14 protein-coding genes are annotated in these 23,070 nt (G+C 45.0%); 13 read left to right on the top strand and 1 reads right to left on the bottom strand.

What is annotated here, in order from left to right; all coding sequences use genetic code 11:
* Positions 1–2: 2 nt before the first annotated feature.
* The 5 genes from AC58U0_RS30825 (at position 3) to AC58U0_RS30805 (ending at position 6,213) form a co-directional block, all read left to right on the top strand.
* On the top strand, positions 3–1,172 hold the full coding sequence (locus AC58U0_RS30825; RefSeq protein WP_497382627.1) for an SGNH/GDSL hydrolase family protein: 1,170 nt from the start codon (positions 3–5) through the stop codon (positions 1,170–1,172).
* Entirely contained in the window at positions 1,165–1,854 is a 690-nt protein-coding gene (locus tag AC58U0_RS30820; protein ID WP_497382626.1) for an SGNH/GDSL hydrolase family protein, read from the top strand. Before AC58U0_RS30825 ends, AC58U0_RS30820 begins: the two co-directional genes overlap by 8 nt.
* Positions 1,847–4,228, top strand: coding sequence for a glycoside hydrolase family 95 protein (locus tag AC58U0_RS30815; protein ID WP_497382625.1), 2,382 nt, complete (start codon positions 1,847–1,849; stop codon positions 4,226–4,228). The genes AC58U0_RS30820 and AC58U0_RS30815 overlap by 8 nt, the downstream gene beginning before the upstream one ends.
* A 193-nt stretch (positions 4,229–4,421) precedes the next feature.
* Positions 4,422–5,192 carry a GNAT family N-acetyltransferase gene (locus AC58U0_RS30810; protein ID WP_497382624.1) on the top strand — a complete coding sequence of 257 codons (771 nt, stop codon included), beginning with the start codon at positions 4,422–4,424 and terminating at the stop codon, positions 5,190–5,192.
* A 52-nt stretch (positions 5,193–5,244) separates the two neighbouring features.
* A complete protein-coding gene (locus tag AC58U0_RS30805) occupies positions 5,245–6,213 on the top strand; it encodes an ROK family protein (RefSeq protein WP_497382623.1) in 969 nt (322 codons plus the stop codon).
* Between the two features lie 260 nt (positions 6,214–6,473).
* Here the strand turns inward: AC58U0_RS30805 and AC58U0_RS30800 are convergent, their stop codons facing one another.
* Complete coding sequence (locus AC58U0_RS30800; protein ID WP_497382622.1) at positions 6,474–8,927, bottom strand: glycoside hydrolase family 27 protein; 2,454 nt, start codon at positions 8,925–8,927, stop codon at positions 6,474–6,476.
* 303 nt (positions 8,928–9,230) lie between these two features.
* Between AC58U0_RS30800 and AC58U0_RS30795 the strand changes: the two genes are divergently transcribed.
* From AC58U0_RS30795 to AC58U0_RS30760, 8 genes are all read left to right on the top strand, one after another.
* Positions 9,231–10,256, top strand: coding sequence for a LacI family DNA-binding transcriptional regulator (locus AC58U0_RS30795; RefSeq protein ID WP_497382621.1), 1,026 nt, complete (start codon positions 9,231–9,233; stop codon positions 10,254–10,256).
* Positions 10,257–10,425: 169 nt separating this feature from the next.
* Complete coding sequence (locus tag AC58U0_RS30790; RefSeq protein WP_497382620.1) at positions 10,426–12,216, top strand: glycoside hydrolase family 36 protein; 1,791 nt, start codon at positions 10,426–10,428, stop codon at positions 12,214–12,216.
* Positions 12,217–12,242: 26 nt separating this feature from the next.
* Positions 12,243–13,280: a LacI family DNA-binding transcriptional regulator gene (locus AC58U0_RS30785; RefSeq protein WP_497382619.1), complete on the top strand. Its 1,038-nt coding sequence runs from the start codon at positions 12,243–12,245 to the stop codon at positions 13,278–13,280.
* Positions 13,281–13,611: 331 nt separating this feature from the next.
* Positions 13,612–15,291 (top strand): type 2 periplasmic-binding domain-containing protein, encoded by a 1,680-nt coding sequence (locus tag AC58U0_RS30780; RefSeq protein WP_497382618.1) that lies wholly within the window; start codon positions 13,612–13,614, stop codon positions 15,289–15,291.
* An 84-nt stretch (positions 15,292–15,375) separates the two neighbouring features.
* A complete protein-coding gene (locus AC58U0_RS30775; RefSeq protein ID WP_497382617.1) occupies positions 15,376–16,353 on the top strand; it encodes an ABC transporter permease in 978 nt (325 codons plus the stop codon).
* Positions 16,354–16,365: 12 nt separating this feature from the next.
* Positions 16,366–17,262, top strand: coding sequence for a carbohydrate ABC transporter permease (locus AC58U0_RS30770; protein ID WP_497382616.1), 897 nt, complete (start codon positions 16,366–16,368; stop codon positions 17,260–17,262).
* Positions 17,263–17,311: 49 nt separating this feature from the next.
* A complete protein-coding gene (locus tag AC58U0_RS30765) occupies positions 17,312–18,610 on the top strand; it encodes an alpha-glucosidase/alpha-galactosidase (RefSeq protein ID WP_497382615.1) in 1,299 nt (432 codons plus the stop codon).
* Between the two features lie 493 nt (positions 18,611–19,103).
* Positions 19,104–22,499: an SGBP N-terminal domain-containing protein gene (locus AC58U0_RS30760; protein ID WP_497382614.1), complete on the top strand. Its 3,396-nt coding sequence runs from the start codon at positions 19,104–19,106 to the stop codon at positions 22,497–22,499.
* The last annotated feature ends 571 nt before the right edge of the window (positions 22,500–23,070 follow it).

Genomic DNA, 23,070 nt, shown 5'->3' with positions numbered 1-23,070 from the left:
CGATGTGGGCTTTCTATAGGTCAGCCACCGTTCTTTCAACGGCTAAAAATTATATCATGACTAGCGATTCAACCTTTACGCACTCTTACAGAACTTACATCAAGCCGAGGGAATACGGAAAGCTGAAGATGAAATTCTGGTGCAGCAATAACGTGGACTCCACATGGGCGGACGGGGCTGTTTCCAGGGCAAATCTGCAAGGGGGTTCATGGAAAATTGAGGCGGCTTACATAGCTGACGGTGGGAGACTTCCCGATGGAAGTGTCGTTTCGGACACTCAAGTACCGTTAACTTACGATTCTTCGTTCTCCAAACTTGTCATATCGGGCGAAACGTTCTGGAGTGATGCCTTAACTTTTACGATCCCGGAAGGAAACTATTTGGCGTTCACATGGACGATTACGACTATGGATGCGGGGAACAGCATTCCCTTCAATACGGAAGGCTTGCTGGTGTCTGCCTATGATGCGCCGGGACATGCTGCTGATCAAGCGTCATCCGATTTATACGGCAGATCTGCCAACTGCCTGGTGCTGCCGGATTTTATAGGCTATGAGCGTGCATGTGCGAAACGCATTGCTTTTCTGGGGGATTCGATTACCCAAGGTGTGCGGACACGTTTGGATGCTTATGAATACTGGGCTGCACACATTGCGGAGGGTCTAGGGGATTCAAGAAGCGTCTGGAATATCGGTTCAGGATGGGCAAGAGCCTATGATGCTGCAAGCGACGGGGCCTGGCTGTACAAGGCCAAGCAATGCGATGTGGTTGTCGTTGCATTGGGCGTTAACGATATTGGTACTGCCGGCCGAAGTGCGGCTCAAGTACTGGGTGACCTGCAAACTATCGTTGCCAAGCTTAAGCAGGACAATGCTGCAAAGACGGTTATCCTATGCACAGTTCCTACATTTAATTTCACCGATTCGCAGGAATTAGCCTGGAGAGAGGTCAATGACTCAATACGCCAACATGCCATCCTTGGTGCCGATTACGTGTTTGATATGGCAGAGGTGCTTTCCCAAGCAGCACCAAACGAGAATCTGCTTAATCCAGCCTATATGGCCTCAAGTTCGGACCCGCATCCTAATGGGGAGGCGGGCTTAGCTATAGCCGATGCTTTCCTAGCATGGTATGGGAACCTTGCTGATCTAAAGGAGGTTAGATATGAATAAATTTGGGGTTTCATCCATATTGTTTCAGGGTGATTCGATTACCGACGGTAATCGCGGAAGAAATGATGACTTGAATCACATCTTGGGTCACGGTTATGTGTTTCTGCTTGCTGCGGAGCTGGGCTTGCAGGCAGCCGGGCATGCGCCGCATATACTTAACCGCGGCTGCAGCGGGAACCGCATCGCCGATTTGTACGGACGCTGGGAGGAGGATGCGCTTTCGCTGCATCCTGATCTGATCAGTCTTTTAATCGGGGTCAACGATGTACACGCATACGTGAACGGGAAGCAGGATTTGGTTCAGGACAGGTTTGTGCGAACGTATCGCAGATTGATTGAGGATACGCAGGAGCTGCTGCCCTCAACAGCGATTGTGATCTGCGAGCCGTTTCTGCTTCCAGCAGGTCAGGCGGGGCAAGCTTGGCAAGCTTGGCATTCCGAAATGAGCCGGAAACAGGAGCAAATTCGTAAGATTACGGATGAATATGGCCTAGACTATATCGATTTGCAGCAAAGCTTTACTGATGCCTGCGAGCTGGCGCCCGCGGCTTATTGGCTTTGGGACGGGATTCACCCGACACCGGCTGGCCATGCCTTAATAAAAAATCGTTGGATGGACTTTTATAGCAAACGATTCATGTCTGATAGTGGAATATCAGGAGGAGGGCAAGCGTGTGAGTGAAAAAGAATTGAAGCTCTGGTACGAGCAACCGGCGGTACAGTGGGAAGAGGCGCTTCCGATCGGTAACGGGCGATTGGGCGGCATGGTGTTCGGCGGAGAGACTGTGGAGCGGATTGAATTAAACGAAGATACGCTGTGGTCAGGGACTCCGCATAATGCTCAGTGGCCGCGGCCATTTCCGAGCCTGTCCAAAGTCAGAAGTCTCATTGATCTAGGCAGTTATGAAGAAGCAGAGCAGTTGATCCACCAAGAAGCATTGAGCTCGTATGCGCAGTCGTACTTGCCCTTGGGCAACCTGATCATCCAGCGCGAGTTTCCGGGAGAGTTTTCGGCGTATAAGCGGGAGCTGTCACTGGATAACGCCGTTACACAAGTACTTATGACGTCCAGCGGTGAGCGGAGCTTGTTGCAGACGGCATTTTGCAGTAGCCCAGATCAGGTGATGGTTGTACGGCTCGAAGCGGAGCAGCAGGAGCTGATCTTTACAGCCTCGCTGCAGGGCATGCTGCAGGGAGGGGTGATCAGGCTGACGGACAACCATCTGGTGTTTAAGGGAAGATGCCCCAGTCACGTGGAGCCGAACTACAGGAGTGTGGGAGTGGAGTCTCCTATTCTCTACGACGAACGGCCGAGCATTGAGTTCGAGCTGCATCTGGCAGTGCTTGCCGATGAAGGTGAGGTTTCGGTTACCCATCAAGGGGAGATTACGGTGCAGGGGGCGCAGAACGCAGTTCTGCTGATCACTGCTGCGACGACGTATCCGTCAGTTGAGGACCCGAACCGGCAGCAGAAGCTAAGAGACACCTGCCTCAGCAGAATTGAAGCGGCAAGCTCCAGAGGATATGCCCAGCTGCTTGAGCGGCATATAGAAGATTACCAAGGCTTGTTTCATAGAGTGGAATTAAAGCTTGGCGACCCAGAGCAGTCTGAATTACCGACAGACAAGCGATTGGAAAGATTTCGGGCAGGCGCGGAAGATCACGGTTTGGTGGAGCTATTCTTTCAATTCGGCAGATATTTATTGATCGCATCCTCTAGACCGGGTTCCCAGCCGGCGAATCTGCAAGGCATCTGGAATCGGGAGCTCCGACCGCCATGGTCCTCCAATTTTACGACCAATATTAACGTTCAAATGAATTACTGGCTTGCTGAAATTTGTAATTTGAGCGAGTGCCATGAGCCTCTGCTGAAGATGATCGGAGAATTAGCCCTTACAGGAGCGGCTACTGCATCGGAAACATTTGGATGCCGCGGTTGGGCTGCTAATCATAATACGGATATTTGGAAGCTATCCAATCCGGTTGGCGAGCAGGATGGAGGCATCCATTGGGCTTTTTGGCCGATGTCGGGAGCTTGGCTTTGCAGGCATTTATGGGATCATTATGTTTTTAGCCAAGATACTTCCTATTTACGCAACGAGGCTTATCCCTTGATGAAAGGAGCAGCCATGTTTGCGCTTGATTGGCTGGTGGAGGACGCCTCAGGATTTCTGGTTACGAATCCGTCCACCTCGCCGGAAAATCAATTTATTTCGTCCAATGGCTATGTATCGTCTGTCAGCAAAGCGGTAACGATGGATCTCATGCTCATCTGGGATTTATTCAATAATTGTATGCAGGCCTGCGAAGTTTTGGAGGTTGATCAGGACTTCCAATCTGCGCTGAGTCAGGCAAGGGAACGACTTTATCCGCTGCAGGTTGGGCAGTACGGACAACTCCAGGAGTGGATAGAGGATTTCATGGAAAATGAACCTGGGCATCGGCATATGTCTCATTTGTATGGATTTTACCCGGGGAATCAAATTTTGCTTCATGAGCATCCTCAGTTGGCGGAAGCGGTGCGTACCTCGCTTCGGCGAAGATTGGAGCAGGGGGGCGGGCACACGGGCTGGAGCTGTGCTTGGATCATTAATTTGTTCGCGAGGTTGGAAGAAGGCGAATCTTCTTATCACTATGTACGGCAGCTGCTGGAGACATCCGTTTACCCGAATTTATTCGACGCGCATCCACCATTTCAAATTGACGGCAATTTTGGCGGTACGGCAGGAATCGCCGAGATGCTGCTTCAAAGTCATGCCGATGAACTTAGCCTACTTCCCGCATTACCCGCACCGTGGGCTGACGGGTTCGTGAAAGGCTTGCTGGCCAGAGGTGGATTCGAGGTGGAGATCCGGTGGGAGCAGGGGGAATGGACAGAAGTGAGCCTGCAATCCCGACACGGAGGTTTATGCAGAGTAAGAAGCAAGCAGCCCGTTGATACCGTTGTGTCGGAGGGCGTTATCATTGATTGTCGTACGATTGATGCTGACCGGATTGAATTCGATACAGAGGAAGGCGGTATCTACGTTTTGCGGTCATTTGGGGCGAAGCGTTAACGTTGGCAGATAGTAAGTAGGCGTTCACTCTATTGGGTGAACGTTTATTATTTTTGGCGTTAATGGAGGACGCAGTATGTTCGTCGGGCAGAGCTAACGAGAGGTTCGTTTAACGAATACTTTCCCTTTAATTTATGAAATGCATCATTTACTATGGAATTAATGTTAGTCTCTCATGAAAGGATGGCTTGGGATGATTATAAAAGAATGTCTTATCCATGAAATTCAATTTCTTATTGAAGAATACATCCGCTCTCTATCTTCACCTTTTGATTCCTTCTTGGAGGAGCATATTCTAGCATCGACTTTTTACATGATCCAAGAGGGATCAAACGTAGTGGGTTACTATGCTATTCACAATAACGAACTTCTTACCCAATTCTACATCAGTCGCCCCTACCAAATGTACGCTCAGAAGATGTTTAGCCAAGTACTTGAAAGTAATAAAGTGAACTCCCTTTTCATTCCGACCTGCGATGAACTATTTGTAAGCCTAGCGATAGATAAGGACTTCACGATCAACAAACAAGCTTACTTTTTCCAAGACAATCAGGCAGACATCATAGAGAGTAATGTATCTGGTGATGAATCATTCCGCCCTGCTAATTTAGAAGATCTGCAGCAGATACAACAAATCTGTGGAGATTTTCTTGACCAATACGAACGGCGGATTGCAAGTGGAGAACTCTTCACCTACTATAGAGGTTCTGTGTTGCTTGGAATCGGAGTAGTTGAGAAGTCTAAGATGTTCAAAGGATTAGCAAGCATAGGTATGTTTACTAATGAGGCATATAGAAAGCAAGGAATCGGGAAAGTCATCATTTTACAATTAAGGAAATGGTGTGAGAAGCAGGGTATTAAGCCTGTAAGTGGATGTTGGTACTATAACGAAGCTTCTAAGAGGACTCTGGAGCGTGCAGGTATGGTCACGAAAACCAGACTATTGAAAATCAAAGTAACTTAAGAATGACACTGATTTATATGCATTCGGATAATATATGAGAGCGGAGATAGTTATGAGTAAATATGTTATTGGAATTGACCTTGGTGGAACCAATGTGAAGTCCGCAATTTTCAATACGGAGTTTCAAAGCATTCACGAAAGAAGTGACCCCACGGAAGCCGCAAAAGGACCTAGTCATGTGTTAAACAAGATGAAAGAAATTGTTCAAGAGATGATGTCGTTCGTAGGAATCAATCAAACTTCTATTAAGTGCATGGGTATGGGAATCCCTGGTTTACTTGATCCAGATGAAGGTCTATCCATATTTTCACCAAATTTTCCAAATTGGGAAAACATTCATGTTGTGAATCAAATGAAAAGCAATTTTGACTTTCCTGTTTTTATCGACAATGATGTGCGGGTAAATATGTATGGTGAATGGCTGTTTGGTGCAGGCATCGGTTACAAAAACTTGGTATTGATCACGTTAGGTACGGGTCTAGGATCTGGTATTGTAAATGATGGAAAGGTTTTCTACGGTACAACATCTAGCGCGGGCGAAATTGGGCATATGAATATGTACCGGGAAGGTCGCCCTTGTCGTTGTGGAAGCTCAGGCTGTCTTGGGAGATACGCGTCTGCGATAGGAATGGTTAAAACCTTTACAGACAAGCTTGAGGAAGGTCGGTCAAGTACCGTATTGCAATGGGTGGGAGACGATCGGACGGCAATTACTGCCCAGATGATTTCAGAGGCATACGATCTGGGAGATTCACTTGCAATTGAGGTGATGCATGAAACAGGAAAGATTCTTGGTTTTGGTCTTTCGAATGTAATCAACTTATTAAATCCAGAAGTAATTATAGTTGGTGGCGGAATGTCGGCAGCTGGTGACCGCTTGCTGAATTCAGTACGCGATACCGCCCGAAATCACGCTTTAAAGCTTTCTTCCCATGCTTGTAAGATAGAACAAGCGAAATTAGGCGGACAGGCTGGTATGATCGGGGCGGCTGCATATGCAAACAGTAAGATGCCTTCATAATCTAACCTGTATTTGTAAAGAGGTTGAGCTAACGAACAACGAGAGCACTATAACAACAGGCTGCCGGAATTATCGGCAGCCTGTTGAGCTAATGGGGCAGTTACAGGAATAGCCTGCTTTGATATTTGGGATCTCCAAGTACGTTTATCGTTGAAGCTGTGTTAGGGCTCGCAAATAATCTCTACAAACGAGAAAAGAGCTGCCGCGGCAGCTCCTTTTAATATGCTCAGTACAACTAAGATGGGCAAGAATCATTCACATTATGGGCTGACCCTGAGTGAATCGAGTAACATATAGGTGCCTGATTGCTTCACAGCCTTGAGCGTGTGAGTTGCATTGGACAGTCCCGTAATCTTATATACGACCTGATTGCTCAATCGGGTGGCGTTAAAGGTATTCACCGTTCCCTTGAATACATTATCCAGGTAAATATCAACGTTGCCCTGGGACGAATCCTTTTCGGTGAGCAATTCCACGCCTGTTCCAGTAAATGTAAATTGGAAATTATCATTATTCGTTTGAGTAAAATGTACGTCGTTGTTGTAATCCCCGTAACCACGGTTGCTGTTAAGCGACCACGACCCGGCGTACAAAATGCCGGAATCCGTATTGTTGTATTGAATTTGGGAGCTTTTGAATCGCAACTGATCCAAAAGCATAAAGGTACCCGACTTTTTCACTGCTTTGAGGGTGTGCGTTCCGCTCGGCAACCCGCTGATGCTAAAGACAGTTTGTTGAGCCAAGCGCGAGTTATTGTAAGTACTTACTGTTTGTTTGAACACATTATCGATGTAAATATCGATATTGCCCTGAGAAGAATCCTTCTCCGATATGAACTCTATCCCTGTTCCATTGAAAGTATATTGGAAATAGTCGTTGTTCGTCTGCGTGTAATGAACATCATCCTGGTAATCACCGAATCCTCGGCCGTTGCTGAGCGTCCATGAACCCGTATAAGTAACAGCCGGATCCGTGTCATTCACTTGAATCGGAGACGGTACATTGAAACGCAATTTATCCAGTAACATATAGGTGCCCGTTTTTTTGACAGCTTTAAGGGTGTGTGGACCGTTGGAAAGCCCGCTAATGCTATAGACGGTTTGCTGTAGCTGCCGGGTAGCGTTGTAAGTGCTGACCGTTTGCTTGAACACATTGTCGATATAGATGTCGATATTGCCTTGAGCGTTGTCTTTCTCCGTAATCAGGTCGATTCCCGAGCCTTGAAACGTGTACTCAAAATAATCGTTGTTCGTTTGCGTGAAGTGCACGTCGTCTAAATAGTCCCCGAGCCCCCGATTACTGCTGCGCTGCCAGGCCCCTGTGTATTTGATACCGGTATCGTCGTCGTTGGCCGTCACGGATCCTCCCGTGGCTGTTACTTTGAGCAGCCGCGATGCATGCGATGGCAAATTGACAGAGCTATAGCCGGAATTGTAAGTCCCCAAATCGATATGGCTCCATAAATCCCGGACTGTAGCAGCACCGTTCAGACCAATATCGTTCCAGTTGACGTTAACCGTCGCAGCGGAACTACCGAGATTGAAAAGTCCGACAGTGTAACTCCCATCTCCATTATTGGCATACCAAACCTGCTGATTGGTGGCGGTGGATACCGGATGGGCCGGTCTACCCGCCTGATTGACAGCGATGACTTCGTCGTTCGTAAGCAGAGAGAGGCCGAAGGAGTCCAGATTGGTTAAATCGTTGCCCGTATACAATTGTGCCGAAGACATCGCCCATAACGACATGGCTGTCTGCCGTTCATCTTGTGTCAAGCCGTCCATTGCGCCATTGCCAACGTCCAGTGAATCGAAATCGTTCCAACCTCCTTGTCCAGCATCGCGCCACCATGTAGCGGCATCTGGGAAAAGCCTTGCGATGTTGGCCCAAGTGGTAAGAGCGGTATTCGTGCAGTAACATTCGACGTCCCAGTCCACGCGCCATCCATTTGCGTACTGCTTCCACGTATCGACGTAATTATGATCCAGAGCCCAAGAGAGCTCGAGCCAAATGTTGTGTGAACTCAGCGCTTGAGACCAGGCGGCTACGTCGCCGCGTGCATCGATCGATGTATCGTTATGCCCGGAACCGGGGGTCACACTGTCGAACTTCACGAAATCGACGCCCCAGGATGCAAACATATCTGAAATCGAATTTATATAACTTTGAGCGCAAGGGTTGGAGAAATTGATTTTATAGCCTAAATTCCAATAATCTGCCGTAGTTAGCGGTTGGACGGCGATATCATGCAGCGTACAGCCGGGGGCTCCAAAGATCGGCAAATTAGCGTTGTACGCTTGTGGCGATAATCCGGGTATCATATATAGACCGAATTTTTGCCCGTTCGCATGAACATAGTTAATAACATCAGTGATTCCGTTCGGGTACAGGGTGCTGCTCGGGACGGGCCTTCCATACCCATCGATGCCTCCGTTCCATCCTGCGTCTACATTGATGTAATTGTAGCCGTGCGATTGTAAACTTGTATGCATGGCATCGGACTGTGCTTTAAGTTGCGCTGCTGTTATCCATCCGGAATTGCCCGAGTACACCTGCATGCTGTAGCTGCTCCAGCCCATTAAAGGTTTCAGTGCTAACCCATTGTTAGCGGCATGCGCGACCTGTCCCGCTGAAACTCCAAAGCCCGATTGTACCGTGAGTATAAGTAAAAATGCGAACACAACAGATTTTGTTTTTTTCAACCATTTCAACATAAATCCATCTCCTTTTCAATAATAGATAATCGTGGAAATCATGAACTAGCGGACCGAGCCATTACCTCCTTTCTGAAATGATAGCGCTTTCTCGAATCTGATCATATAGGGTTTTCGAAGTCTATAGCAAGGTACATTTAAGCAGTTTCGCGTACAATATTCCGTGTTTGTTCTATAGACCGTACTCGAAATGCTGAAACCCACAGTTTTTTTTGGAATGTCAAATTATTGCCATTGCTGCCATTAGTCTGTAGAATGTTTAGTAAATATCTGTTTATTTAAATGGCGAAAGAATGTGATAGCTTGGTAACGATCAAGGATATAGCCAATAAAGCGCAAGTTTCAAGTGCTACTGTTTCACGCGTTCTAAATAACGACATGACTTTGCAAGTGGCAGAGGAAACCAGGCAGCGAATAATTGAAGTTGCTAAGCAACTGGACTATAAAAAAACGAAATCACGTGCAAATAAGAACCTTGAGGCAGAAGCTGAAAAAAAGCAAAACATCGGATTAGTTATCTGGGGCTCTGAACAGTTGGAGTCCTCAGATCCGTATTTCATGTTTATTCGTCAAGGGATCGGAAAAGAGTGTGCAAAGCAAGGTATTACCGTTGACAAGGTGATGTTCATGGATGACTTCGATATGAATATCGCAGAGGAACTGGATGGCTTAATCGTCATCGGCAAAGTGCATATCGATTTGCTGAGACAATCGACTCAGATACCGCATATTGTTTCGATCGATTATGTGTTAGATGACGAATACGACTCCGTTATGTTCGACCTGCGCAAAGCGACTAGACATGCTATGGATCACCTTTTTCAGCTTGGTCACGAAAGAATCGGCTACATTGGCGGAATCAGTTATATTCGCACACTAGAGGGCAAAGTTTATAACATTGATGTACGTCAAAAAGAATACGAAGCGATCATGCGGGAAAAAGGATGGTTCGAACCCGCCCACCTGTTTGTGGACGACTGGCGCACAGAGCAGGGCTACCTTTTGATGAAGCAAGCCTTAGAATTGGATGATCGGCCAACTGCTTTTTTGATCGGCAGTGATCCAATGGCTATAGCCGCGCTCAAAGCATTGCAGGAATCTGACATTAAAGTACCGGACGAGATTGCCATTGTAAGCTTCGATGACATTCCCCTAGCTTCGTTCGTTTCCCCTCCTCTTACAACCGTAAGAGTGCTTACGGAAGATATGGGGGTTACGGCTGTGAAGCTGTTGGTTGATCGTTTCAACGGCCGTGATGTTCCTCTCCATGTGACCATACCAACAAAACTTATCATTCGTGAGAGTTGTGGGACAAAAATAGAATCGTAAAAATAGGAAGAAGCCATCTACTCAGATCTGTATAGATTTGAGGGATGGCTTTTTTTACTTTAGTGAAATTTACTGAATTCCGAATAAAAACGATTGAGAAAGTATCGTTTAAATGCTAAAATCAAGTAAACATTTAGTAAATATATGTATTTGTGATGGAGGAACCAACATGAAAGAGGAAGCTTTGAACAATTGCACGTTACAGGTAGGTCCTTACCATTTTCAATTATCGGGCTGCAACGAGCAGTTTCGCGGCTCGATGACTCGGGCGAACGTTCAGGAGGGTGTAGAACTTATTCACATCAAGTTGGAAGGGGAGAACCCGCAACAACCGCCTACGATCGAATTAATTTGGCATCATCCGGGCATAGATATTCAGGGCAGTTGGTACCCTAGCGCCTATCGTTCCAAGAGACTTCGTGTGGATTGGGAAGAAGGAGTCGTTTCCAAATCAACGTATTCTGCGCCAGTCTTTAGTTTATTTAACATACAGGGAAGCAACCGACTCACGTTCGCTTTCTCTGATGCGCTCAATTCCGTAGCCTTGTCAGCAGGTGTCAATGAGGAGACAGCAACTTTCCGCTGCGGGGTCAAGCTGTTTTTTGAACCTAGTGCACCCATGTCTGTTTACGAAGCGACTTTGCGCTTGGACACGAGAGAGATGGCGTATTATGAATGCTTGGATGATGTTCAAAAGTGGTGGGTTTCCCTTCCCGGTTATACGCCTGCACTTGTACCTGAATCAGCTAAACTTCCCATGTATTCAACGTGGTACAGCTTCCATCAGCAACTTACTTCGGAAGAGATCGAGCAAGAGTGTAAGCTAGCTAAACAATTAGGCTGCGAAGCCGTCATTGTTGACGATGGCTGGCAAACGTCTGATAACACGCGCGGCTACGCTTATTGCGGAGACTGGGAAGTATGTGAAGAGAAAATTCCCAATATGAAAGCTCATGTTGACTGTGTACATCAGATGGGTCTGAAATATCTGTTATGGTATTCGGTTCCTTTTGTTGGATGCAGGAGTAAGAATTGGGATCGCTTTAAAGACAAATTGCTAAAGACGATTGATAGCTTGCAAACAGGCGTGCTGGATCCGCGGTATCCTGATGTACGGGAATTCATTATTAACTTGTATGAAACAGCGTTGGTGGAGTGGGATCTTGATGGCTTTAAGCTTGATTTTATAGATAGCTTCGTTGGAACGGAAGAGACGATTTATAAGGAAGACAGCTCGATGGACTATATCTCAATCCCTGAGGCTGTAGACCGCTTAATGAGCGATATTATCGAGAGATTGAGGCTCATAAAGCCTAATGTCATGATCGAATTTCGTCAAAATTACATCGGCCCTTTAATGAGAAAATACGGAAACATGTTTAGGGCAACGGATTGTCCAAATGATGCGATCGAAAATAGAATTAGAACACTCGATGTCCGGTTAATTAGCGGAGATACGGTTGTTCATTCCGATATGGTAATGTGGCATCCGCAAGAACCGGTTGAAAGCTCTGCGCTGCAGATCGTAAACACGCTATTTTCCGTTCCGCAAATTTCAGTTCTGCTGGATCGCCTACCGGTAGAGCATCTTCAAATGGTGCGTTATTGGTTATCATTTTGGAGGGAGCATCGCGATGTGCTGTTAGACGGCCAGTTGAGACCTCAGCATCCAGATTTTCTTTATCCATTAGTCATCGCGGATAACGGGCATAAAAGGATTGTTTGCGCCTATGGCGATGTAACTGTCAAACCAGGACGCAATCATCCCGAGCTTGTTCTGTTCGTGAACGGAACGTTGAATTCGCGGATATATGTGGAGATGGAAGAGGATTGGGGCGTCAAATGGGTGGAGGTTCGAGATTGTAAGGGTCAGTTGATGACTAAGGAACGTTTGGAACTGAATGCTGGCATTCATCGTTTGGATATTCCCCCTTGCGGCGTGGCAACGGTATACGAATAGCTTCAAAAATGTATTGAGAGTATGTGATGATGATAGCCACGATTAAAGATATTGCCAAAATCGCTCAAGTTTCTTCGGCTACGGTTTCGAGGGTGTTAAACAACGATACGACGTTCAATGTACCTGACGAAACAAGGCATCGAATTATGGAGACGGCAGGTAAGTTGAACTATCGCAGAAATGAGCGGAAGCAGAAAACGGAACCAAGTGACATGCAGCAGCTAAAGTTTGGTTTACTAATCTGGTGTTCCGAGCAGATGGAATATTCGGATCCCTTCTACTTGTCTATCCGGCAAGGCATCGAGAAGGAGTGCGTAAAGTACGGGATTAACATTAGCAGAGTGTTCCGATTTATGGATGAATCTAACACGAACATCGATGTGGATCAGTTGGATGGATTATTCGTCATTGGAAAGGTGCATATCGATATCATCAACCAATCGACCCGTACGCCAAACATCGTTTCTATCGATTATGTGCTTAGTGATGAATTTGATTCCGTGATGTTCGATTTGCCCAAAGCGACCAGGCAAGCTTTGGATCATTTACTTCAACTAGGTCATCGAAAAATTGGTTATATTGGCGGTATCAGCTATATCCGAACCTCGGAAGGCAAAATGTTCAATACGGATGCTCGGCAAAAAGAGTTTGAAGTCATTTTGAAAGAAATGGACTTATTCAATCCTAATTATGTGTTTGTCGGTGATTGGCGCGCCGAAGTTGGGTATGAGCTAATGAAACAAGCGCTGGAAGCGGAAGATGTGCCTACCGCCTTCGTGATTGGCAGCGATCCTATGGCGATTGCTGCACTTAAAGCAGTGAGCGAATCTGATTATAAAGTGCCTGACGATATAGCAATTGTTAGTATTGACGACATTCATCTAGCTTCGTTTGTGACTCCTCCAATAACGAGTATCAAAGTGTTTATGGAAGAAATGGGGGAAACAGCGGTTAAGTTGATGGTCGACCGCCTTAGAGGGCGAGAACTGCCGCTGCATGTAACCATTCCAACGAAGCTTATGGTGAGAAAGAGTTGTGGTGCGCACACTGCAGACGCAAAATAGAACGAATAAGGTGTGGTAAAGCGAATAGGTGAATCTGTCGCTTTACCATTTTTCATTACATTAATTTTTGAATAACGCGTATGTTTAGTAAATATAATCAAATACTAGGGGTTAAATCAAAGTATTTTAGTAAAAACTATTGTATTTTTAGAAAATAATTAGTAAAATAAAAAAGTGGAGTGATTCACCAATCAAATTTGCAAAGACAACTTGCTTACAACAGAATGTATGGTCACAGAATGGGGATGCTGGGATGCAGGAGGAAATCTTAAAGGACGGTTTTGAAAGCGCAATCATTTTAAACTAATTTAAATGAAAGAAGGGGTCGGATTTGAAAAAGACATTGCGAGTTATGTTGTCTGCGGCACTAACGATGAGTGTTGTTGCTGGATGCTCCACACAGAAGGTTGACAACAAAGCATCTGAAACACCAAAAGCTACGACTGAAACAAAAACAGAAACAGCAAAAGCCGCAACGAACGAGTTTGGCTGGGAAGTGCCTAGTAAGCCAATTGAGTTTAGTTACTACTATGCAGATGCGATCAACCCTGACAAGACCAAAAAGAATAGCGATTTGATGCATAAATTCTTATTGGAGAAATTTAACGTCAACATTAATAAAATTACTTTTGATGCTAAGAAAGAAGATAAGTTGAATTTGATGCTTGCTTCAGGCGATTATCCAGAAGTGATTGCCAATATGGACGAGGCGACGGTAGCCAAGTGGGTCGCACAAGGTAAAGTGCTTGAACTTGGTCCAACTATCGACAAGTTAGCGCCGAACGTCAAGACACAATTGGGTGATCTGTATAAAACATACTTAACGAACGGCAAATTGTATGCCCTTCCAGGTTATTGGGGATCACTGCCAATCCCGGATTTCTCAGCACATATTCGTTATGACTACTGGAAAGAACTTGGGACTCCGAAGTTTGAAACGCCAGATCAATACTATGATGTGCTGAAGAAAATTCAGGAGAAGCATCCGAAGAATGATAAAGGTGAAAAGACGTATGCGCTCTCTGGTTTTGCACCGGTTGCGGAGAAGATCGTTCCGACTTTGGCTGGCATGTGGGGACTGAAAGACGGGAATAAAATCAGCGCTGACGGCAAGATTACGCATTGGATTAACACGCCTGAAGGTCTTGAGCTTACGCTTTTCATGAACAAGATTTATCGCGATGGCTTGCTCGATCCAGATACATTTATTAACAAGTACGAGAATATGAAAGCTAAAATGTCCACGGATCGTGTTATGGGCTTCATTGGCGCATGGTGGATTGGTTGGAACGCAGGACACGAAGTGTGGCAGAAGAGCGATCCGAACTGGAATGAAGAGAAGCGTTTTATGCAAGTGAGCGCAAAAGCTGCGACTGCTGATAAAGCTTACTTGTCAGGGAAGAATTCGCGAAGCACAGGTATGACGGTGATAACGAATAAAGCCAAAAACCCGGAAGAAATTGTGAAATGGTTAAATTACTCTGTGACAGATACCGGTACAAGATTAATCGGTTGGGGAGTTCCGAATACCGACAAATCAGTGTGGAACTTCAAAGACGGGAAAGCCAGTTTTGTTGAATCACAGAAACAAGCAATTATCGATTCCAAATTTGATTACGATGCTGGTGATCTACTCGGCATGGATATGTATAATCTGGTTACTAGCCAAGGCATTACAAAAGATGACGGTAAAAGCGCATATTGGTTTGATCAAAACTTCAACGATAATGCGAAATGGAAAAAGATGATGAACGACAATTTGAAAGATACGATTTATGACAATACCGTTGGGGATATCAAAATTCCTGCCAATGACCCGCTGGCAATAACCGATAAGCAAGTGAAAGATTTGCTTGAGTCGCAGTGGGCTAAAGCAGTTATGAGCAAGACGGAAGAAGAGAGCCGCAGCAATTACGCAGCCCTGAAAGAAAAGCTGAATGCGGCAGGCTTGGATAAGATCGAGAAATATAAAACCGATGAATACCAAAGAAGATTAAAAGAGTGGAAATAACAATAACGAAAGGAAGGGTCACTCCTTCCTTTCCTTTGTCCGAATTGTCTCAGTGAATCAAAACAGTCGGATATGGAGGTACTTATGGAGAGCACTGTGCATGAGCTTAATGACTATGGAACAAGTTCTATGGCGAAAAAGAAGACAAAGTTTCAATTGTTTAAGAGAAGATTTGTTAGAGAGCGTCAAATTTGGTTGCTTTGCATCCCCATTCTCATCTTTATTGCTGTCATGCAGTATTTACCTATGTTAGGCGTAATTACAGCCTTCATGAATTACAATCCCGGAACTTCTGTATTCAAGAGTGAGTGGGTAGGCTTACTGCATTTCAAAACGTTCTTTGCTTCGCCGGATTTCCCCATGCTTATGCGGAATACGCTGGCCATCGGTGGGCTGAATATTTTGTTTGGATTCCCGGCGCCAATTATTTTGGCCTTACTGCTAAATGAAGTTCGCAGTAAGCCTTTTCGTAAATTTATCCAATCTACTTCTTACTTGCCCTATTTTCTTTCATGGGTAGTCATTGCCAGTATTACTTTTACCCTATTTGGTAATGAAGGGATTTTTAACGAATTTTTGCTGCGTTTCGGATTCAGTGATCAACCTATATCCTTCCTGGGTGACGGCGGGAAATATTACTGGGGGATTATCACGGGACTCGGCGTGTGGAAAAATGTTGGATGGAACTCCATCATTTACTTGTCGGCAATTACTAGTGTTGACCCTGAGCAGTACGATGCAGGAAAAGTGGATGGCCTCGGCAGATTCAAAAGCATGTGGCACATTACACTGCCTGCTATTCGCCCCACGATTGTCGTATTGTGGATTCTGAGCTTGGGTAGTATTTTTACGGCAGGTCTGGAAGCCCCTCTCTTGATCGGAAATTCTCAAACTAGAGACTATTCGGAAGTCATAGACACGTATGTGTTCACATATGGACTTCAACTGGGGAACTATTCATTTGCAACCGCCATTGAATTAATCAAATCAATCATTGCGATTAGTTTAGTATTCGGGGCCAATCGCTTTACGAAAAAAGTGATGGATACGTCACTCTACTAGGAGGAAGCCTACATGGTCACTACATTCTCAAAACAATCGCTAGGCGGCAAAATATTCGATGTCTTAAATGTAATGGTTTTATTAATTTTTGGCCTGCTTGTAGTGTATCCCTTTTTAAACTTGCTTGCACTCTCTTTCAATGATGGAACCGATGCATTGAAAGGCGGCATCTATTTATGGCCACGCAAATTATCGTTCAGCGCCTATCAGTTTCTATTTCAGGATCAGAGACTACTTTCCAGTTTATCGATTTCCATTATGCGAGTAGTTATCGGCACGCTTACCTGTGTGCTTTCAACTGGACTCTTGGCTTATATCGTTACGATCAAGCATTTCTCCGGAAGAAAGATGATGAAAGTCATCTTCATAATAACGATCTATTTCAGCGGCGGTTTAATTCCAACTTATCTGGTTTTTCTTGGCCTCGGATTGACGGATTCGTTCAATGTTTACTGGATTCCGGCCATGTTTAATGCGACTTGGATGCTGTATATGGCTTCTTATATGGAAAGTATACCTGACTCCTTATTTGAATCGGCTAGAATTGATGGTGCAAGCGAGCTTGGCATATTTGTCCGTATTGCGGTCCCGGTTTCGATACCTGTATTTGCATCAATCGCCATATTCAGTTCGGTAAGCCACTGGAATTATTGGCTGGATACGGTGATCTACAATTCAAACGGGAACTGGGATACGCTGCCTATTTACTTGAAAAGACTGCTTCTAGAAGTAGAAGCGTTCGAAGAGTTAAGAAATCCGCTAGCACTGAGCGAAAAGTTGAGAAATTTATCACCAACTACACTGCGTGCCGCCTTAACGATGATTGTTACATTACCGATCTTTTTTGTTTATCCGATCATGCAAAAATATTTTGTCGGCGGGCTTACGCTTGGCGCAGTCAAAGGCTAGTTGTGCTTAATAAATAAAAGATAAAACGATCATATTGGAGGAACCATACATGTCAAAAATTACTTTCTTAGGTGCGGGAAGCACCATTTTCGCAAAAAATGTCTTAGGGGATTGTATGCTCACACCAGCGCTTCAAGGATTTGAACTGGCGCTGTTTGATATCGACGCGGAGCGATTGAAGGATTCCGAAAATATGCTCAATAACTTGAAACAGACAATGGGGAGCACGTGTGTCGTTAAAGCCTATTCCGATCGTAAGGAAGCCTTACGCGGAGCCGCTTATGTTGTCAATGCCATTCAGGTGGGTGGATACGATCCGTGTACCATTACCGATTTTGAAATTCCTAAGAAATACGATTTACGGCAAACGATCGCGGATACGATTGGAATTGGAGGGATTTTCCGCAACCTGCGTACGATTCCGGTCATGCTTGATTTTGCTAAAGACATACAGGAAGTGTGTCCGGATGCGTTGTTTTTGAATTATACGAATCCGATGGCTGTGTTGACCAATGTTATGAACACCTATGGCGGAGTCAAGACGGTTGGGTTGTGTCACAGCGTTCAAGTCTGTGTGCCGCATATATTTGAGCATTTAGGCATGGATCACACTGGAGTGCAGTGGAAAATTGCGGGCATCAATCATATGGCATGGCTTCTTGAAGTGAAGAAGGATGGCGTCGATTTATACCCTGAAATCAAACAACGTGCGCGCGAGAAACAAAAAGAGAAGCATGATGATATGGTTCGTTTTGAAATGATGCTTCGTTTCGGGTATTACATTACGGAGTCGTCCGAGCACAATGCTGAGTACCATCCGTATTTCATCAAGCGGCAATATCCGGAACTTGTTGACAGATTTAATATTCCGCTTGACGAATATCCTCGCCGCTGCGTAAACCAAATCGAGCGTTGGAAAACGATGCGTGAAGAGCTTGTAGGCAATAAAAACTTGACTCATACGAGGACGCTAGAATATGCGTCTTACATCTTTGAAGCGATGGAAACGAACAATCCGTTTAAAATTGGCGGAAACGTCATGAACACAGGTTTGATTACGAACCTGCCGAAGGAAGCTTGCGTAGAGGTGCCGTGCCTAGTTGACTCAAGTGGCGTGACTCCGACCTATGTGGGGGATTTGCCTCCTCAATGCGCTGCACTTAATAGAACGAATATCAATACGCAATTGCTTACAATTGAGGCTGCTATGACTGGGAAGAAAGAACATATCTACCATGCTGCATTACTGGATCCGCACACAGCTGCTGAACTGTCTATCGACGATACCGTTGCGCTATGCGACGAACTCATCGAAGCACATGGAAGTTGGCTTCCCTCGTTCAAGTAAAAAAGGAGGGGGATTCCCCTCTTTTTACAAGCCAGAATTAATATGTTTTGGGTTATGGAGTAAGCACGTGGTTCAAGAAGTGAGTAAGGCAACTAAAGTTGCTTATTTCACTTCATAGTCCCTGTTATGCTTGCATAAGCAAGCTAGTCGTGCTTATTGTTGGCAAATACGCCTTGAAAGTAACGTTTAATAACTAATAAGCATGTGCTGTGCTCTTAATATGACAAGATGCCATGATATTAGAATGAATAAGCAAACTGAGCTTGCTTACTCAGTTCTACCTAATCCGCTATCTTAAGGACCTAGTCGCAGGCTAGGTTTATCTTGTGTGATGGTATGGAACATTATGGATTTTGTTACAAATAAGAGGGTGAAGAGTTTTGCCGCAATGGAAGGTGTCGACGACGAGGTCGGTCCTTACGGCTCTGTTGTATTTCAATGGTGAAGGGTTAATAATTGGAGCTATATTCGAGCTGCATGTGGGAGGGAAGTTATGAGAAAAAACAGCAGGGTTATGCCGCTACTTGTGGTTCTATCTTTTTTGTTTGCGACATTTCATGAATTATTTATTCCTATTTCTAACGTACATGCGGACGCGGAAAATCTGATTAAAAACGCTGGTTTTGAATCGGGGATTGTTGACTGGACAAAAAGCGGAAGTGCCGGCGTTGCTTCTAATAATGTTAAATCTGGAAAGAACCAAGCCTGGTTAGATCCGGGCAGCAGTAATACGATTTCTCAACAGGTGACCATCCCAGTTACAGGAAGTTATAACCTATCTGCTTGGTTTTCTACAGGGGGACCCGGAGGTAAATTAGGCGTAAAAAAAGTTGGCGGAAGCGAAATAAACAGTGTTACAACAATAGGTAAATCCAGTTATACGCGATACGAGATACCAGATATCACTCTCAACGCAGGCGATCAAGTGGAGGTTTATGTAACCGGCGGTAACGCTCAACCGAATTGGGTTAATGTCGATGAATTCGAACTTCTTCGCGATGATACCAAAAGTGTGAACCTAGCTGTTAATCCCGGATTTGAAAGTGGAATGGGCGATTGGGCACATTCGGGCCAGGCAGGAATTACGACAATCGCCTATAACAATACGGTATCGAACGCTGTATACATTGAGGCGGGCAGCACCGTTTTCCAAAAAATCAAAGTCCCTTTAACAGGAAACTATAATCTTTCAGCAATGCTCCATGTTGAAGAGGGTGGAGGCAGCTTTGGCGTGAAACGAACAGAAGGTACGGATATCAAAAGCGTGTCGGTGACGGCAAGTGTGTACAAGCAGCAAGTTGTAACAGGTATCCAGCTTCAGGCAAACGATGAAGTCGAAATCTATTTATCATCAGCAAATAAAAGAATAGAGGCGGATAACTTCAATTTTCAATTTGATTTTAACAACTTTCCTAATACGGCTCCTCTAGCTTCAAATGTTTCAGTTTCAGGCAACGCATGGACCGAACAGAAGTTAGCTGGCAGCTATACCTTCACAGATCCAGATGGGCATAAGGAGGGAGCTACCCGATTTAGATGGTTGGTTTCAGATACTCGGGATGGTGTATACAAGGAGACTAATGGACAAGTAAGCAAAACGTTTGTTCCAGCAGTTGGACTTAATGGGAAATATGTGAGATTTGAAATAACTCCCGTAGATTTGTTTGGTAAGGAGGGGCAAGCAGCCATGAGCAATCCGATAGGACCAATAGCTGAGAATTTGATCAGAAACTCGAATTTTGATGCTGCGAAACAACATTGGCTTTATGATGGTGCGTTTACATATAAGTCAGGCGATAATGTTATTGCCTACTTGGATCCTGGGGCGGCTACGTACTTGTTCCAAACCGTAACAGTGCCTGCTACAGGGTATTATAAATTACAGGTCATATTCAACATGGCTGATGAAAACGGTGCAAAGTTCGGCATCAGGTTCCCTGAGGGCAGTGATATCAAAAGCGGCGACGTAACTAAGAGCAGTCTACCTGTGACACAGACAGTTAATGGCATATTACTGGAAAAAGGCGCTCTTGTTGAAGTGTATTTCACAGGCATTAACGCTAACGACAAATGGGTTGAAATTGACGACTCTTATTTGTTGTATGACTCCGGGAATACGAATCCACTGCCTGAACTTGCCAATATCGTCTCCCTCACGGTACCGAATCAGATCGGCTTTTCGAGGGTAGATGGAGCAGCTAAGAAGGTTTCGTTTACAGTGCCTTATGGAACGAATGTGAAAACGATTGCCCCGCAAATCGCCGTTTCAGAAGGTGCTTCTGTTACTCCGTCAACAGGCAGAGTGCAGGATTTTACCAATCCGTTGATCTATAAGATTAAAGGGAAGAACGGCACGACACAGCTGTGGACAGTGGAGTGTTCAGTAGCTGACAAAGAAATCACGATCGATTCCTCCAATGCGAAAATAAAAGATGCTTTCAATTGGGCTAAGCCAAAAGCAAAGTCATATGTAAGAACAGGTAAGCAAGGCCTGATTAATAGGGATGAAACCTATAGAAACTCACCTGAAATCAAGGATTACATGCCATCCTACTGGGCGGGGTATGCACACCGATACGCCTTCTATTCCAGGGATATGGCTCATCAGATGTCGGGCGCTCATTTATTGGGACTGGATCGAGAAAATTTCTCCATGTTGAAGGCATTTGCTGGAACGGCGAACGAAACGCATAAATGGTACCCGGCATGGGCGCTCAATTTCGATGGTTCTATTTTCAAATTGGACTATCGTAACGCGAATAGTTTTGTCAGAGAAGTTCCCGCTGTGTTCGAGCTTGTTGAGAAAGCCTACAGCATGTATTTATGGACCGGCGACAAGAACTATTTGACCGATGAAACACTTTGGACCTACTACGATAAAGCAGTGACGGATTTTATTGCGCTGCATGACGGGCAAATAAAGAACGGAGTGGCTGAAGGAACAGGAAAAGGCATTTTCGATGGCGCAGCTTCTTATGATGAACGCAACGGCGAGGCTGTTGTGGAAGCGGGGGATGGCATCGCATCCCAGTATCAAGCGCTGCTTGCTTATGCCAATTTGTCCAAAGAAAAAGGCGACATGAAAAAGTACCAGGAGTTTAAAGAAAAGGCACAAGCGTCTAAAAAATACTTTAACTCGGACTGGGGAGTCAAAGGAATTGAGTCCGGTTATGTGCGTGGCTATGAAGCAGGGGGCAAAGCTTACAGCAGCTTTGGAAAAGAAGCGAGCTGGTTCATGCCGATGAAGCAAATTACCGAAGCTGGCGAGCGGACAGATCAATTCCTTGGTCTGATCGACAGTATGAGTGAGACGCCCGGACAGGCGCCGGTAAATATCGAAGCATTCACGTACTTGCCGGATACCTTTTTCCCTTATGGAAAAAATGAACTCGGTTGGAAGTGGATGAAGTATATCATCGACAGGTTAAACGAACCGCATGAGGTAAGCAGCCAAGGAACAAACGGCGATTATCCGGAAGTCTCATTTACATTAATCAGCCAAACCGTTGAAGGATTGATGGGAATGACTCCGAATGCGCCTCAAAACAAGTTGTCTACCCTATCCCGTCTGCCGCAAGACATTCAGTGGTTGGAACTCAACCATATTGCTTTGGGAGATCACGATGTCTACTTGAGACACGACGGTGCGACGAAGAGTACTTTAAGAAACAATTCCGGTACAAAAGGGATCAACTGGGAAGCACAGTTTGCGGGTTCATACCGTTATATTCAAGTGAATGGGTCAGCTATAAAGGCAGAAACCAAAACAGTTAACGGTGTTACTATTAGCTATGCAGAAGTCAAAGTACCAGTAGGGCATAGTGTAACTGCAGTACCTTCAAATAAAAAGGGCGGGCACCATGAAAATGACGATCAAAATGATCAGTAAACTCGCGGTGCGTGTGTAAAAGGCAAATTTTAAGCATAGAAAGCTGCTGATATTTAGTTTATCAGCAGCTTTTTGTGTACTTGAATAGGGAGGATGAACAAGATGCAGCTGGCATATCGTTTGAAGGGGATCTTGTTTCTTATTTGCTGGTGCAATCAGTAGTATGACAAAGTGTCTAAGGAATTAGACACAGAGGCCAGTCAGGTGTCTAAAATACTGGAATAATGAGACCACCGATTCCTTCATCCAATCTAGTTATATATTGATGTGTCTTAATTGGAATATCGTCATACATTCTCACGTGAGGTTGCCGGATGTTAAATAAATGAATCCATATTTTTGATGTTGTAGAAAGTGCAACAATTGCTGCCAAGTTCTCCCCTTTCTTCCTTCGTTGTTGCATAATGTACAACAATTCGGTATAACCCCCTAATACTGGACACTAGTCGACTAAAGCAATAGATTACTTATTAAATTGCGAGTTTAAACGGCTTTACTTCATTTTTCTTTAACTTCTCGAGAAATTCTTTGGGAGAATAGTCATACAAGCTCGAATGAATTCGACGCTCGT

The organism is Paenibacillus sp. J31P190, from assembly GCF_059692075.1.
This window is presented reverse-complemented; position numbering and strand designations above follow the sequence as displayed.